Raw genomic sequence first — 14,783 nt, 5'->3', positions numbered from 1 at the left:
CGCCTACGGTCCTGTTGACCGGCCCGTCGGCGTGCGGGCGGCTGTCCCGTCCGACGACCGAGGGGGGTTCATGACCGGCACCGGCGCACACCATCCGCTGGACTGGCTCGACCGGCCGCGCGCGGATGCCGGCGTGGAGCTGTTCGACTCCGAGTCGGCCGAGCGCACCCCGTACCCCGAGATCGCCGCGCGCGCCCTGGCCATGGCCGGGGGCCTCGCAGCGGGCGGCGTCCCGGCCGGTACTGTCGTGCCCCTGCTGTGCGGCACCGGTCCCGAGCTGATCGCCGGGTTCTACGGCGTCCAGGCGGCGGGCTGTGCCGTGTCCGTGCTCGCTCCGCCCACCCGTATGTCGGGCGACGCGCACCGCGAGCGCGTCCGGGAGGTCCTCGACGTCCTGGACGCCGAGGTGCTCGTGGTCGACGCGGGCCATGAGCGCTATGCGCGCGAGGTGACCGGCGAGCCCGGCTTCGCGGCGCACCGGCGGGTGCGACTGCTGCGGACCGACGAACTGGCGGCGGCGCGCCCCGTGCGGCGCGACCCGGCGCGGCTGGCGCTGGTCCAGTTCACCTCGGGCAGCTCCGGCCGTCCGCGCGGGGTGCGCGTCTCGCACGACGCGCTGGCCGCCAACACGGCCGCGATCCGGGCCTGGGAGCACGCCACGGAGCACGACGCCTGGTGCTCCTGGCTGCCGATGCACCACGACATGGGCCTGATCGGCTGCATGGTGGTCCCCGTGTCGGGCGGCAACAACGACCTCGCCGTATGCGCGCCGGAGACGTTCGTCCGCCATCCGCTGGCGTATCTGCGCCGCTTCGGCCGCGGGGGCGCCACCATCACGGCAACGCCCGCCTTCGGGCTGCAGCGCATCGTCGACCGGATCCGGCCCGCAGACCTGGACGGCCTGGACTTCTCCGGCTGGCGTGCCGTGATCGTCGGCGCCGAGCGGATCGACCCGGAACTCGTCCGGTCCTTCACCGGCCTGCTGGTCGGCCACGGCTTGGCTCCGGCCTCGCTCACCCCCGCATACGGCCTGGCCGAGAGCACCCTCGCGGTGACCGGCGTGCCGGTCCGAGCGCAGCCGTCCCGGGTCCGGATCCGGCGCCGCGAGCTGGCCGTAGGCGCACCCGTGCGCCTCGTCGATACCGGCGCGCAGGACACCGACACCATCGACGTGATCAGCTGCGGACGCCCGCTGACCGGCCTGGACGTCCGTCTGCTCGACGACGACGGCCATCCCGTGCCGCGGGGGTACCTCGGCGAGGTCGAGATCTCCGGGACCTCGCTCGCCGACGGCTACCTGGACGACGCCCAGGCGGCCGGGACCGCCTTCACGGACGGCCGTCTGCGCACCCGCGACGTGGCCTTCGAGTACGGCGGCGAGGTGTACGTCATCGGCCGGCTCGGCGACGGCATCAAGGTCAATGCCCGCCATCTGTTCGCCGAGGACGTCGAGTTGCTGCTGGGGCGCGCCGGCCTGGATCCGAACCGCACGTGTGTGGCACTCGGCCAGGACGACACACACGCCCGTGCGTACGCCGTCCTCGAAGACCTCGACGCGGAGTGTGCCGAGATCGCCGACCGGGTGCTGAGCACCACCTGCCCGGGCGTCACGCGCGAGGTCGTCCGGGTGCCCAGGGGCACCATCCCGCGCACCACCAGCGGCAAGAGCAGGCGCCGGGAGCTGTGGCTCACGCTGCGCAACCGGCCCGCGCGGCCGGCCTGACCCACGTCGAGAACGGGAGAACGCGGATGCGCTACGCGGTGGAGGACGTCCGCGAGACGGTGCTCGGAATCATCGAGCAGCTCTCGCCCGAGCCGGAGCGGTTCGACCCGGCCAAGGACCTGCATCTCGTCAACGACCTCGGCTTCCACTCGCTGGCTCTGCTGGAGCTGGCCTTCGCGATCGAGGACGACTTCGACCTGCCGCCCATCGACGAGGAGACCGGGCGGGGCATCCAGACCACCGAGCAGGTCCTTGCGTACGTCATCGGGCAGCTCGACGACCAGGACGAGCTGATCTCCTCCTGAGCGACGTGCCGGAGGGACAGCTGGAGGATGAGCCGAAGGGACACGCATGAAGATCAAACTGCCGACCGACGTCACCCTGAGCTACGACGTCTACGGCCCCGAGGACGGGCCGGTCGTCGTGCTCGTACCCGGGCAGCATCAGGCGTCGCTGTTCGAGGACATGCAGGTGCCGCACCTGACGAAGGCGGGTTACCGCGTCGTCACCTTCGACCTGCGGGGCGTCGCGCCCTCGGAGGAGACCCCGCCTCCGTACACCGTCGAACTGCTCGGGGAGGACCTGGCCGCGCTCAACGAGGCGCTGGGGCTCGGCGCGTGCGCCTACATCGGCTACTCAGTGGGCGCCATGATCCTCCTGGAGTTCGCCATGAAGCGGCCCGAACTGGTCGGCCGCGCGGCCCTCATCGGCGTGCCGTGGAAGGCCAGCAAGCTCCAGGAGGCCATCCAGGCCGAGGCGGTGACGCGCCTGAAGTCGGGGCAGCAGATCCCGGCGCTGCTGGAGGGCGTCTACCGGGCGATGTACCTCTTCGGCCCGCGGGCGCTGAACCGTGACGCGTTCATCGCGCCGTTCCTGGAGGGGCTGCAGGGGTGGGCCGAGTCCGGCGGCCACGGCGCGATCGGGCACGCGGAGGCGGCCCGGCGGTTCCGGCCGGCGGAGGCGGACGTCGCCAAGGTGCGGGTGCCGCTGCTCATCGTGGGCATGGAGCACGACATCGTGGCACCGCGGCATTTCGCGCGTGAGCTGGCCGCGCTGATCCCGACGGCGGAGTACACCGAGATCCGCAACAGCGGGCACGCGTCCCTGCTGGAGAAGCCGACCGAGGTCAACAACCTGGTCGGGGAGTATCTGCGCACCGGCAAGGTGGGCATCCCGCGCGGCACCGCCCGCGCGCGCGACCGGGCGGCGGCCGAGGAGACGCAGCCGGGCTGAGACGAGCACGCACGAGCACCGCGAGCGGACCGCCCCCGCCCTTGTCCGCATCAGGCGTCGCCGAGCACTCCAGGGGCGGCCACCGGCTGCTTCCTGACGGGCCTCGGGGTCCCAGGGCCGCTATGACCCGACAGCTCCTGCCTGTTCGGGCGCGCGCGGACGCCGGGTGCCGGCGGCCGGGACGCAGGAAATGAAGCTGTACCGGCCGAGCAGGTTCAGGTTGCGGTGCTTGAGCGGGGAGATCCGGGCGATGTCCTCGTCCCGGACTCCGTGGCCCTCGGTCTGGAGCCGGGTGACGGCGGCGTCGATGTATCGGGTCGTCCAGAGCACCGAGGCCGCCCGGAAAGAACATCCTGAAGATGATCGCGGGCGGCCCCGTTGCGGTGCTCGTCCACGGCGGTTCAGGCCGGCCGCAGCCGATACAGCCGGTAGAACAAGTGGCCCACGTCGATCACCTCGGTGGCCAGCCCCGCCTCGCGCGCGTAGGCGCGGACCGTGTCGGGGCGCATCACCGTGCCGGTTGCCGCCGAGGGCGTCTCGCTCATGCCGATCGGCAGACAGTGCAGCACACTGACCGCGTAGTGGAAGCGCTCGCTGTCGGCGGGCTCGGTGCTGAACCGCTCCGCCACCGCGGGCTCCATCAGCAGCACCACGCCGCCCGGCGCCAGCAGTTCCCGGCAGCCGCGCAGCACCTCTACCGGCCGCGCCATGTCGTGCAGGGCGTCGAAGACGCAGACGAGCAGGCTGCCGCCCGCGAGCCCGGACTCGGCCGCGTCCCGGTCGGTGAAGCGCACACGGTCGCCGAATCCGCTCGCGGCGAGGTTCCTGCGGGCCTCGGCGAGGGCGTCGCCGTCGCGGTCCACGCCGTGCACCCGGGCCTGGGGGAACATGCGGGCCAGGGCGAGCGTGGAGAGACCGGTGCCGCACCCGATGTCCGTGATGGCGGCCCCCGGAAGATGCAGCCGTGCTTCGACGTCCGGCAGATGGCGAGCGATCCAGCCCGGCAGGTGGTCACGGAAGACCGCGCGGTTGAGGTCGCGCATGCCGCCGCGCATGGCCTCGCCGTACACGCTCTGGGGGAGCCCGACACGGGCGGTGCAGGCCGCCACGAGCTGGGGCAGCACCGCCGCCATGCCACCGATGGGCATCACGACCAGCGGGGCGATGTAGTGCGGGCTGTCGGCGTCGAGCAGCGCCTCGGCGTGTTCGGGCGGCAGCTCGAAGCGGCGCTTGCCGGGCGGCCGGGCGGGGTCGTCGACACGGAGGACGCCCGCGCTCGTCTGCTGCTCCAGCCATTCCCGGGTCATGCGCTCGTCGAGGCCCGCGCGGTCCGCGAGTTCGGCGGAGGTCGCGGGGCCGCCGTCGGCCAGCGCCCGGTAGGCGCCGGTCTCCAGCCCGAGGTAACAGGTCATCAGCTCCGCGGCGGCCAGTCCGGCACCGAAGAACCGTATCGAGAAGCCGCGCGCGTCCGGGACCGCCGCGGCGGTCCGGCCACCTGGCCGGTGCCGGGGTCGCGGGGGACGGGGCGGAACAGTGGCCGACAGGGCTGCCTCCTCGGTCGAACCGGTCGGGCGGGCTGCGCGGACATCACGCGTGGCGCAGCCGTACCGCAGGCTAGGCACAGGCCGGGAGTGACTCGGGAAACCCTGTCGGCACTCTTTCATCGGCGCACGGCGGCCGGTCCCGACGGGCTACGGTCGCCGGGCGGAACCCGCGGCCAGGACGTGAAAGGGGCTCTCGTGCACGACGAAGCGACCCGGCGGAGCGAGGACCAGCCGCCTGCCGAGGGGAACGGTCCCCGGCACCCCGGCATGGCGCTCGTGCTGATCAGCACCGTGCAGCTGATGGTGGTGCTCGACGCGACCATCGTCACCATCGCGCTGCCACGACTGCGCAACGACCTCGGGTTCTCCCCGGAAAGCCTGTCGTGGGTGCTGACGGCGTACTCGTTGGCCTTCGGCGGTCTACTGCTGCTCGGCGGACGGCTCGGTGACCTGCTGGGCCGACGGCGCATCTTCATCCTCGGCTCCGCGGTGTTCGCGGCCGCGTCGCTCCTCGGCGGCCTGGCCGTCAACCCCGAGTGGATGATCACATCCCGGGCACTGCAGGGGCTCGGCGCCGCGATGGCCTCGCCCGCCGCGCTCGCCCTGATCACCACGACGTTCCCGGCGGGGCCGCAGCGCAACCGCGCGATGGGCGTCTACGCGGCGATGTCCGGGCTGGGTTCCGCGGTCGGCCTGCTGCTGGGCGGCTTGCTGACCGAGCTTTCCTGGCGGCTGACGTTCTTCATCAACGTCCCGATCGGCGTCGCGGTGGCGCTGCTGGCGACCAGGTACCTTGCCGAGTCGCAGCCGAAGCGCGGCACGTTCGACCTGCTGGGCGCGATCACCGCGACGGTGGGTCTGGCCGCGCTGGTGTACGGCTTCACGCATGCGGGCGGCGACGAGACCAGCGGCGGCAGCCGCTGGTCGGAGGCCGAGACCCTGGTCGCCATCGGTGCGGGCGTGCTGATCCTGGGCGCGTTCATCGTCGTCGAGAGGCGTCCGCGGGACCCGCTGCTGCCGCTGCGGATCCTGCGCGACCGCACGCGCGGCGTCAGCTACCTGGCCATGCTGATCGTGGCGGCGTCGATGTACGCCTTCTTCCTGTTCCTCAGCCAGTACGCGCAGGACGTCATGGACTACTCCGCGCTGCAGACCGGCGTGGCTTTCCTGCCCTTCGCACTGTTCATGATGGTGGCCTCGCAACTCTCCTCAAGTCTCGTCTCGCGCTTCGACCCGCGCTGGGTCGCGGGCAGCGGCGCGGTCCTCGGGGCCGTGGGGATGTACTGGTTCTCCCGGCTCGAGGCCGACTCGGGCTACTGGGCGCACCTGTTCCCGCCGATGTTCGTCGCGGCCTGTGGTTTCGCGCTGCTGTTCATCCCGCTGACCCTGACCGCGCTCTACGGCGTCGGGCACCGGGAGCAGGGGGTCACCTCGGCGGTGCTGAACTCTATGCAGCAGGTGGGCGGCGCCCTCGGCATCGCGGTGTTGTCGACGGTGTGGGTACGCACGATGCTCGACAAGCAGCGGGAGCTGCGGGCCGAGGCGCCGCAGGGTGCCGACGCGCGGGCGGCACAGGACCGGCTGTACGAGATCGCGTTCACCGAGGGCGCCACGCGGGCGTTCTTGGTGGTCGGCGCGATGCTGCTCGGTGTGGCCCTCCTCGTCGTCCTGGGGCTGCGCATCAGGCATCAGGACCTGTCCACCGACAACAGCGGCCAGGAGGCGTCCGCCTCCGCGCGGTAGACCCGGGAAGGACACTGCCGTGGTCGAATGTCAGGGTCTCGGGCGGCATCACGGCCAGACGTATGACGTGATCACCACGGAAGAAGCCGTCGACCGAGAACTCCAGACGCATGGGCTTCGGTGGACGCCAGTGATGCGGGCTCTTCGGCGCCCACGACAGCCACGTCACCAGACTCGGCCTCGTCCGGCGGCGGGGGCGAGTCGGCCGCCCCGGCGCCGAACCCGCGCCGGTCGTGCCACCGTCGCTCCACGTACCGTCTCAGGAATGTAGGCCCACTCGGCCGCAGCAGTACCCCGCGTCAGAGGCCAACGGCGGTCATGGGGTGGCAGGTTGCGCCGGCTCGGTAGGCGTCAGCTGGGTCAGGGCGCAGCGCCACCGCTCGCCGTCCCAAACGAACACGTCGGTGGCCCACTCGTCCGCGCTGAACGGCTCGCCCCGGAAGGCGCCGCTGTTGGTGCCGTGGGTCGTCACCAGGACCGTGGTGTCGGACAGCGGTGCCACGTGCTCGACGTCGAAGGTCATGGTGTCGTGGGTCAGGTCACCGGCGGCCACCAGCTCGAGGAACGTCGAGCCCTGGGTGACGCCGTTGCCGCCGACGAACCTCCAGTCCGGCGTGGCGAAGCGCCCGATCGCCTCGGCGTCGTTGGCGACGATGGCGGCGGCCCAGTCGTCGAGCAGGGCCGCGAAGGTCGCGCGATCGGCCTTCGGCGCCGCGCCCTCGCCCCGATAGGTGCCGAAGCTCCACAGGTTGCCCTCCGGATCGCGGGCGGTGAAGCCGCGCGAGCCGTAGTCCTCGTCGACGAGGCCACGGACGATCTCGGCCCCGCCGGCGACGGCTCGCTCGAAGAGGGTGCCGGGGTCGTCGCACACGACGTACACGGCGTCGTTGCCCGCGACGCGCCGCCCCCAGGCGGACTCGTCCTTGGCGGTGGTCCCCAGCATCACGCCACCGCCCAGCGGCCAGCGCAGCTCGGCGTGCTCGACGATCGACGGGGCGTCCTCGCGGGCGTGGACCGCCGTCTCCCGGAAGCCGAAGACCTCGGTCAGAAAGGCGATCGCGGCGCGTGCGTCACGATAGGTGAGGCACGGCCAGACGATTGTTGTCGTTGCCGTGGTGATTGCGTTCATACCGTGACGATGCCCCCGCGCCACCGGCACTGTCTTGGACGGATGGAACATCACCCGCCAGCAGCTCGGTCGGCATGCAGCCGGCCATTGCGACGAAGTCCACCGCCACCTGGGCGATCAACAGGAAGGGCGCCGAACGCCGCAGCATCTGCTGGGCTCGCTCGAACCGCACCACCCGGGCCGCGAGCCTCGGCGTCAGACCGAACTCGGAGTGCCGACGAAGTCACGACGAAGGCCATGTGCCGCGAGGAGGGAGTCCGCGGTACGGCCCCGGTGGGAACCCCGTCAGCCGGAATCCGCAGCGGCGGGACCGGCACGGCCGGCACCCATGCTGCCCACCGCTCCACCACCTCAGAATCGTACGAGCCGGGCCCGGGCCGTGACCGCGTCACCGTGTCCTGGAGTCACCGCGGAAGCCTCCCGTCGGGGTCGTCGCCCAGGGCACCGCTCCCGCGCAACCTGCCGGCGAACACCGGCCCGCGGTTCGCCGCCCGCTACCTGCCCGCCACCTGGGGCATGGAGATCGGCGGGGACATCTACGACCTGATCCGGCGGCGGGAACCGGAGAGAAATTTTCACCGTGCGCGCACATCGCGGGTACATCTGGGTACCCGCGTTCAGGGGTAGTTGAGCTCGCGCATTGTTGTCGTTTGACAACAGTGGTTGCGAGGCAACAGAGTTACCACTGTCGGACGTGCGTGGGAAGGATCTGGGAATGCTCCGGTGGGCGGAGACCGACCCGTGTACTGGTCGCCATCACCGAACGGCAGCGGGGACACCGACGCCGGCGGCCGACGGTCAGGCGGTACGGCTGCTCGGATCCGAGGCGTTGTGGTGTATCTGGGTCGACGCGGTGGCGCAGAACGCCTCCAGCCCCTCCAGCAGGGCGATCCGTTTGGCGGCGGGCATATCCGCCAGCACCCTCCGCACTTCCCTCTCCCTGCGGGTGCGCAGTTCGGCCAGGAAGGTCCGCCCCCGCCCGCTCAGGTGCAGCCGTACCTCGCGTTTGCTCTCCGCGTTCACCGCTCGCTCGATGAGCCCCGCCGCGTGCAGCCGGTCGCAGAGCCGGCTGGTGGACGGCGGGGTGGACGCCAGGGACTCGGCGAGCGAGCGCAGGTTGATCCCGTCGTTGTGCTCAAGAATGTGGAGTACGCGCAGCTGGGACGCCGAGGCGGGCGCGGTCGAGGCCCGGCCCCACACGACTTCCAGCAGCTCGGCGGCCGTGGTCGTCACACGTGCGACCTCGGCGGGCTCTGGATGGCGGCGGAAGGCAGTCACAGTCACACTCTCGCAGGCGCTCGGGCGCCTGTCAGCGTACTAGGGGCGCCTGCCGAATTCAAGGGACGGTCCCGAAGGCAGGCGGGCCGTGCGGGCCCATTGCAGGGGAAAGGTATCCACGTTGCCCGGCGAAAGACAGGTGTTTTTCTCGCAATGAACAGATTTGTGACCGCTGAACGCGCGCTGCGCACGGCGGCTCCTCATGAGCTGCTCGACGCCATCCGCGCCGTACTGACCGATCAGTACGGCGCGGAGGACGTCGAGCTGTTCGTCGCCGACTACAGCCTCACTGCGCTCCAGCCGGTGTCCGTGCTGCCGCACACCCTGGAGCCTCTGTCGGTGCACAACACTCCGGAGGGCAGGGCGTTCGGTTCTCAGCTGCCGTACCACGAGGAACGGCGGGACGGCCGGGTCCGGCTCCTGCTGCCGGTCAGTGTGCGCGGGGACCGGCTCGGTGTGCTGGCCGTCACCCTGCCCGGCGCCGAGGTCGCGCGCCGGTGGGAGTCGGAGCTGGCCGAGGTGGCCGATGTGCTGGGGCACGAGGTGCTGGTGGCCGAGCGGGACACCGATGTGTATCTGCAGGCCCGGCGCAAGGAACGGCTGACCCTGGCGGCGGAGATGCAGTGGCAGCTGCTGCCCGGCCGCTCCTGTTCCCGTGGCGAGTACGACCTGGCGGCCCAGCTGGAGCCGGCCTACGCCATCTTCGGCGACAACTTCGACTGGTCCGCCACCGGGGACCGGCTGATGCTGTATGTCACCAACGGCATGGGCGAGGGCATAGAGGCGTCCCTGCTGACGAACCTGGGCATCAACGCGCTGCGCAACGCGCGCCGGGCCGGAATCGGCATCGAGGACCAGGCGGCCCTGGCTGACCAGGCCATTTACGCCCACTATCAGGGTCGTTGCTATCTGTCCGTGCTTATGTTCGACTTCGATCTGGCCACCGGCCGGGCGAAGGTCGTGGACGCGGGCTCTCCGCAACTGCTGCGCTTGCGCGGCGGCGTCGTGGAGCACGTTCTCTTCGAGGCGCAACTGCCCCTGGGCATGTTCGAGGAGACCGACTACGTGGCGCAGGAGTTCCAGGTCGAGCCCGGCGACCGGCTCGTCTTCGTCAGTGACGGCGTGCATGCCGTCTCCTCGCCGAAGGGGGAGACGTACGGAGACGCCTCGCTCGACCGCGCCATCCAGGCGACCCGCCTGCTGCCGGCCGCGGACGTGCCGCGTGCCATCCTGCGGGAGCTGACCGCTCACCGGGGCCAGGCCTCGGCGGACGACGACGCCTTGGTCGTCTGCCTGGACTGGCGCGGGAGACAGCGGGAAGGGTAATCGCAGCCCGCGGTGAGAGGCGGCGATCACGTGTTGTTCGCCTTGCACCCTCGCGCTAACATTTGCCATGCAGCAACAATTGGTGGGTACCTCGCCCCTCGGCGGTGCAGGGGCCCGCAAAAGGGAGACTGTTTTAAGTGGCGGAGCACTACACGGCCCCGGAAGTGGCGCAGAAACTGGGAGATCTCCTGGAGCGGCGCCAGGAGCAGATCGCCCAGCGGTGGGCGGACGCCGCCCTGTTCCGTACGATCTTCACCGTCTCCCGGGACGAGGCCGTGGAGGCGTGCAAGGCAGTCGTGGACGCCCTGGCCGACGTGGCCCGCAGCGGGCGCCTGGAGGACGTCGACGCCCCCGGCTTCAACACCGTGCGGGACCAGCTGGGCCGGATGGCCTTCTCCCGGGCCGAGGCCGGGTTCAGGTCGTCGCACATCGCGGACGAGGTCGCCGGGCTGCGGCAGCCGATCACCGCGGTGCTGAGCGCGGAGCTCGCGGATGACACCGCCGAGGACGCCCATGCCTGCCTGGTCGCGCTGACGATCCTGATGGGGACCTTGCGCGTGGTGGTGATGGACACCACGGTCAACTCGGGCGAGGCGCTGATCGCCCGGCAGCGCGAGCAGCTGCTGGAGGTGGCCACCCCGGTCATCCAGCTGTGGGAGGGCATCGTCGCCGTACCCCTGATAGGCACCCTGGACAGCGCGCGCAGCCAGGTCGTGATGGAGAGCCTGCTGGAGGCCATCGTCGCCCAGCGGGCCCGGTACGCCATCCTCGACATCACCGGCGTCCCGACCGTCGACTCGCTGGTGGCCCAGCACCTGATGAAGACGGTCGCCGCGGCCCGCCTGATGGGCGCGGAGTGCATCGTGTCGGGTATCCGGCCGGCGATCGCGCAGACCATCGTCCACCTCGGCATCGACCTGGGCACGATCATCACGCGGGCCGGCCTCGCCGACGCACTGGCCTATGCGCTCGCCCAGCAGGGTGTGGGCGTCTCCCCCCTGTCGACGGCGGGAGAGACCCCGCGGTGACCGGAACCTCCGCACCGCACCCGGACATGGTGCCGGTGCTGGCGCTGGGAGACGTCCTCCTGGTCACCCTGCAAGGCGCGCTGCACGACGAGGTGTCCGAGCGACTCCAGCAGGACGTCACCCAGCGCATCGCGAACAGCCCCGCACCGGTCAGCGGCGTCGTGATCGACATCTCCGGAGTGGAGATCGTCGACTCCTTCCTCGGCCGGATCCTGGCCGAGATCGCCGGAAGCGCGCGCCTGCTGGCCGCGCGGACCGTGCTGGCCGGTATGCGTCCGGCCGTGGCCATCACCCTGGTCGAGCTGGGTCTGACCCTGCCCGGCCTCCAGACGGCCCTGGATGTCGACAGCGCCCTGTCCCTGCTGGGGCGTACGCCTCCGTCGGGGGCGGCCGACCGCCCGGAAGCGGGTGCATGATGTCTGCCCCACTCGTCTCGCCCACGCGTCTGGCCATCGGCTCGGACACGGACCTCGCCCTGGTACGCCAGCAGGTGCGCCAGATCGCCGCCGACATCGGCTTCGGTCTGGTGCAGCAGACCAAGCTGGTGACCGCGGCGAGTGAACTGGCCCGCAACGCCCTGGTCCACGGCGGTGGGGGACATGTGGACATCACGCTCCTGCGCAGCGGCGCCGACCGCGGTGTGCGGCTCTGCTTCGTCGACCGGGGCCCCGGCATCCGGGACATCGACCTGGCCATGACCGACGGCTACACCTCCGGCGGCGGCCTGGGCCTGGGGCTGAGCGGAGCCAAGCGGCTCGTCCAGGAGTTCACCCTGGACACCCGGGTCGGGGAGGGCACCACCGTCACCGTCACCGAGTGGCTCTCCGGCCTGCCCTCGCCGCGTTCCCGAGCGACATGAGCTGGGTCTGGGACATTCCGGTCCCCGAGAGCACCCGGGTCCGGGATGTGCGCGTGGCCGCGGAAGCCGCCTGCGGCCGGGTAGGGCTGGACAACCGGACCACCGCCGCCGCGGCGCTGGTGGCCACCGAGCTGGCGACCAACCTGGTCAGGCACGCCAGCGGCGGCCGGATCGTCATCAACCTGGTCGGCCGCCCCGACGTTCCCGCCGACGCCGGTCCGTGTGTGCAGATCGCTTCGATCGACCACGGACCCGGCATCCGTGACGTCGCCGCGGTCCTGCGGGACGGCTACACCACATCGGCTTCCTCCCTCGGCGCGGGGCTGGGCACCTGTCGGCGCCTGGCCACCGACTTCGACCTGCACAGCCGGTTGGGCCGGGGCACCGTCGCGGTGGCCCGCATCTGCTCCGCCGGGTCGCACCACGCACGGACCCGCCCGCCCGCGGCAGGCGTCCGAGCCGGCGGGATCAACACCTCGCTCGCCCAGGCCGAGCACTCCGGGGACGGCTTCGCCTGGGTACGCTCCGGGTCCCTGGTCACCCTGCTGCTGACGGACGGTCTCGGCCACGGAAGCAAGGCCGCCGATGCGTCCACCACCGCCATCGACGGCCTGCACCGGACCGCGCACCTGGGGCCGACCGACATACTTCGCTTCCTGCACGGTGCCCTGCGCGCCACCCGGGGCGCCGCCATCGGCGTCGCGCAGCTCGATGAGAGCGAGGGCCGGCTCTCCTACGCCGGTGTCGGCAACATCGGAGCCCGGCTGTACCTCGACGGCGCATGGCGGGCGCTCATCTCGCACCCGGGCATCGTGGGCGCTCACTTCCCCGCCAACGTCCCCCTGCACCAATCGACTTGGCACCCGCACAGCCTGCTCGTCCTGCACAGCGACGGGCTGCCCAGCCGCTGGGTGCCACCCGACGATCCCCGCCTCCCCGCGCATGACCCGGCCGTGGTCGCCGCGGTTATCATGCGAGACGCCGGCAGCGCCGCACGGCCGCAGCGCGACGACACCAGCGTGGCCGTACTGGCCCCGAATCACCGGACGGACGTCCATGACAGACACTCCTGACGTCTGGAAACTGACGTCGATCACCGACGCCGCCCGGGCACGCGCCGCCGTTGAGCGCATCACCGCCGACGGCCGGACGCCGCCGCGGGACCGGGCCCGCTTCCTCACCTCTCTGTCCGAGCAGCTGCGGCACTGCCTCGGCCAGGGCGGGGAGTGGGAACTGCGGCTCCACCTCAGTGCCGCCACCGCCGGAAACGAGGGCCGGCTGGACGCCTCCCTCAGTCCCGCAGGTTCCGCCCCGTTCCCCGAGGCACCCAGCCTCACCTGCCCGCTGCCGCACTGGCCGGCCCCCGTCGACGACCGTGCCGCCCCGCCGCTGCCCGAGGCCCTGCTGCGCGCTGACGACAACACCGCGGCCGTACTGCGTCTGCTGGACGAGCAGGAAGACCTCGTCGAGCTGCACCGCGAGGAACTGCACCAGACCAACCAGGGCGTGCTGGCGTTGCACTCCGAGCTGGAGGCCGCGGCCGAGGTCCAGCAGGAGCTGCTGGAATCGGAGCGGATCGCGCGGGCCGAGGCCGAGCGGGCCCGGCGCCTGCTGACCTTCCTCGCCGACGCGAGCGCCGCCACGGCGGCCACGCTCAGCCGCAGCGACATCCTGCGCCGCCTCAACGACATCCTCGTCCCGGACTACGCGGCGCAGCTCGACATCTGGCTCTTCGACAAGGAGGACGGCGAGGGCGAGGAAGCGACTCCGCAACGCGCCCGGGACCACTCGGCCGCCGCGGTCGCCGCCGCCCGTACGGGCCGCCCGCAGCACGCCGCCGAGCATCCCGGCGGCCTGCCGGGCGTGGACGACCTGCCCCCCTCCGCCCTGTCCCCGGAACGACCGCTGCTGGCCATTCCCCTGGTCGCCCACCGCCTGCTGGGGGTCCTCACCCTCACCGCTCCCGGGCCCCGCTTCGACGCGGACACCTCCGTGATGCTGGTGGAGCTCGCCCGCCGCGTCGCCACCGCACTGGAGAACGCCCGCAACTACGAGCGCTACCGCGACACGGCCGAGGCCCTGCAACGCGCCCAGCTCACCGACCTGCCCCCCTTCTCCGGACTGCTCCTGGCCGCCCGCTACCTCCCGGCCACCTGGGGCATGAACATCGGCGGCGACTGGTACGACGCCTTCCTCCAGCCCGACGGCAGCCTGCTCGCCGTCATAGGGGACGTCACCGGGCACGGGCTGCACGCCGCCGTCGTCATGGGCCAGCTGCGGACGGCGTTGCGCGCCTACGCCGTGGAGAGCACCAGCCCGGGCGACATCCTCACCCGGCTGCACCGCATGCTGCGCCACCTGCAACCGGAGCTGTACGCCACGGCGATGATCGCCCGGTTCCGCCCGGACGAGCCGGAGGTCGTGTGGGCGTCGGCCGGCCACCCGCCCGCCGTCGTGCGCGGCGCCGACGGCACAGTGAGGATCCTGGACGCCCAGCCCGGCGTCATGCTCGGCATCCCGGTGAACTGCGAGTACAAGGACCACCGGACCGAGCTGCCGCCCGGCTCCTCGATGGTGCTCTACACCGACGGGCTGGTCGAGCGCCGGGCCGAGGGCATCGACGGCGGCATCAAGCGCCTCGGCCGGGCCCTGGAAGGGCTGAGCGCCCCGGAACTGGAGCAGAACCCGGGCACGGCCGCCGACACCCTGCTCAAGCACCTCCTGCACGACTCCGAACGCGACGACGACGTGTGCGTGCTGCTGTGCCATACGGTCGTGCCCTCGGAGCGGGAGCGGGCGCTGGCTCCGAAGCGGTCCCTTCCCGCCCAGCTCTCCGGCCGGACGAGGGACGGCTACGGGGCGCGCGGCACGCGATGAGGCGGCACGGGCCGGCTTGGTGACGGCTCACCGGGCCAGCTGC

The 14,783-nt window shown here is 71.8% G+C and carries 14 protein-coding genes and 1 pseudogene; 10 read left to right on the top strand and 5 right to left on the bottom strand.

Annotated elements, in window-relative coordinates; genetic code table 11:
• Positions 1-70 precede the first annotated feature (70 nt).
• From ACWD1Z_RS26115 to ACWD1Z_RS26105, 3 genes are read left to right on the top strand one after another with little or no spacing between them, the layout of a single operon-like run.
• On the top strand, positions 71-1,723 hold the full coding sequence (locus ACWD1Z_RS26115; RefSeq protein WP_451122010.1) for an AMP-binding protein: 1,653 nt from the start codon (positions 71-73) through the stop codon (positions 1,721-1,723).
• 26 nt (positions 1,724-1,749) lie between these two features.
• Positions 1,750-2,028 (top strand): acyl carrier protein, encoded by a 279-nt coding sequence (locus ACWD1Z_RS26110; RefSeq protein ID WP_451122009.1) that lies wholly within the window; start codon positions 1,750-1,752, stop codon positions 2,026-2,028.
• Positions 2,029-2,074: 46 nt separating this feature from the next.
• Positions 2,075-2,956 carry an alpha/beta fold hydrolase gene (locus ACWD1Z_RS26105; protein WP_451122008.1) on the top strand — a complete coding sequence of 294 codons (882 nt, stop codon included), beginning with the start codon at positions 2,075-2,077 and terminating at the stop codon, positions 2,954-2,956.
• Between the two features lie 120 nt (positions 2,957-3,076).
• On the opposite strand, the pseudogene ACWD1Z_RS26100 reads toward ACWD1Z_RS26105, so the two are convergent.
• Both ACWD1Z_RS26100 and ACWD1Z_RS26095 read right to left on the bottom strand, forming a co-directional pair.
• Positions 3,077-3,292, bottom strand: a pseudogene (locus ACWD1Z_RS26100) (Tn3 family transposase); the annotation flags it as partial.
• A gap of 65 nt (positions 3,293-3,357) precedes the next feature.
• Positions 3,358-4,368, bottom strand: a complete 1,011-nt coding sequence (locus ACWD1Z_RS26095) for a class I SAM-dependent methyltransferase (protein ID WP_451122007.1) — start codon at positions 4,366-4,368, stop codon at positions 3,358-3,360.
• A 327-nt stretch (positions 4,369-4,695) separates the two neighbouring features.
• Here ACWD1Z_RS26095 and ACWD1Z_RS26090 point away from each other — a divergent pair, with 327 nt between their 5' ends.
• Entirely contained in the window at positions 4,696-6,243 is a 1,548-nt protein-coding gene (locus ACWD1Z_RS26090) for an MFS transporter (protein WP_451122006.1), read from the top strand.
• A 316-nt stretch (positions 6,244-6,559) separates the two neighbouring features.
• Here ACWD1Z_RS26090 and ACWD1Z_RS26085 read toward each other — a convergent pair whose 3' ends face one another.
• From ACWD1Z_RS26085 to ACWD1Z_RS26075, 3 genes are all read right to left on the bottom strand, one after another.
• Positions 6,560-7,372: a DUF4440 domain-containing protein gene (locus tag ACWD1Z_RS26085; protein ID WP_451122005.1), complete on the bottom strand. Its 813-nt coding sequence runs from the start codon at positions 7,370-7,372 to the stop codon at positions 6,560-6,562.
• Positions 7,314-7,547: a hypothetical protein gene (locus ACWD1Z_RS26080; RefSeq protein WP_451122004.1), complete on the bottom strand. Its 234-nt coding sequence runs from the start codon at positions 7,545-7,547 to the stop codon at positions 7,314-7,316. Before ACWD1Z_RS26080 ends, ACWD1Z_RS26085 begins: the two co-directional genes overlap by 59 nt.
• 623 nt (positions 7,548-8,170) lie before the next feature.
• Positions 8,171-8,605: a MarR family winged helix-turn-helix transcriptional regulator gene (locus tag ACWD1Z_RS26075; RefSeq protein ID WP_451122003.1), complete on the bottom strand. Its 435-nt coding sequence runs from the start codon at positions 8,603-8,605 to the stop codon at positions 8,171-8,173.
• Between the two features lie 198 nt (positions 8,606-8,803).
• Between ACWD1Z_RS26075 and ACWD1Z_RS26070 the strand changes: the two genes are divergently transcribed.
• The 6 genes from ACWD1Z_RS26070 (at position 8,804) to ACWD1Z_RS26045 (ending at position 14,740) form a co-directional block, all read left to right on the top strand.
• Entirely contained in the window at positions 8,804-9,976 is a 1,173-nt protein-coding gene (locus tag ACWD1Z_RS26070; RefSeq protein WP_451122002.1) for a PP2C family protein-serine/threonine phosphatase, read from the top strand.
• A gap of 137 nt (positions 9,977-10,113) precedes the next feature.
• Positions 10,114-11,004 (top strand): STAS domain-containing protein, encoded by an 891-nt coding sequence (locus ACWD1Z_RS26065; protein WP_451122001.1) that lies wholly within the window; start codon positions 10,114-10,116, stop codon positions 11,002-11,004.
• Positions 11,001-11,420 (top strand): STAS domain-containing protein, encoded by a 420-nt coding sequence (locus ACWD1Z_RS26060; RefSeq protein WP_451122000.1) that lies wholly within the window; start codon positions 11,001-11,003, stop codon positions 11,418-11,420. Before ACWD1Z_RS26065 ends, ACWD1Z_RS26060 begins: the two co-directional genes overlap by 4 nt.
• A complete protein-coding gene (locus ACWD1Z_RS26055) occupies positions 11,417-11,863 on the top strand; it encodes an ATP-binding protein (RefSeq protein WP_451121999.1) in 447 nt (148 codons plus the stop codon). Before ACWD1Z_RS26060 ends, ACWD1Z_RS26055 begins: the two co-directional genes overlap by 4 nt.
• A complete protein-coding gene (locus ACWD1Z_RS26050) occupies positions 11,860-12,936 on the top strand; it encodes a SpoIIE family protein phosphatase (protein WP_451122082.1) in 1,077 nt (358 codons plus the stop codon). The genes ACWD1Z_RS26055 and ACWD1Z_RS26050 overlap by 4 nt, the downstream gene beginning before the upstream one ends.
• The gene (locus ACWD1Z_RS26045) at positions 12,920-14,740 is read left to right on the top strand and encodes a PP2C family protein-serine/threonine phosphatase (RefSeq protein WP_451121998.1); all 1,821 of its coding nucleotides are present in this window, start codon (positions 12,920-12,922) and stop codon (positions 14,738-14,740) included. The genes ACWD1Z_RS26050 and ACWD1Z_RS26045 overlap by 17 nt, the downstream gene beginning before the upstream one ends.
• Positions 14,741-14,783: the final 43 nt, after the last annotated feature.

Source organism: Streptomyces sp. NPDC002784 (genome assembly GCF_053592135.1).
This window is presented reverse-complemented; position numbering and strand designations above follow the sequence as displayed.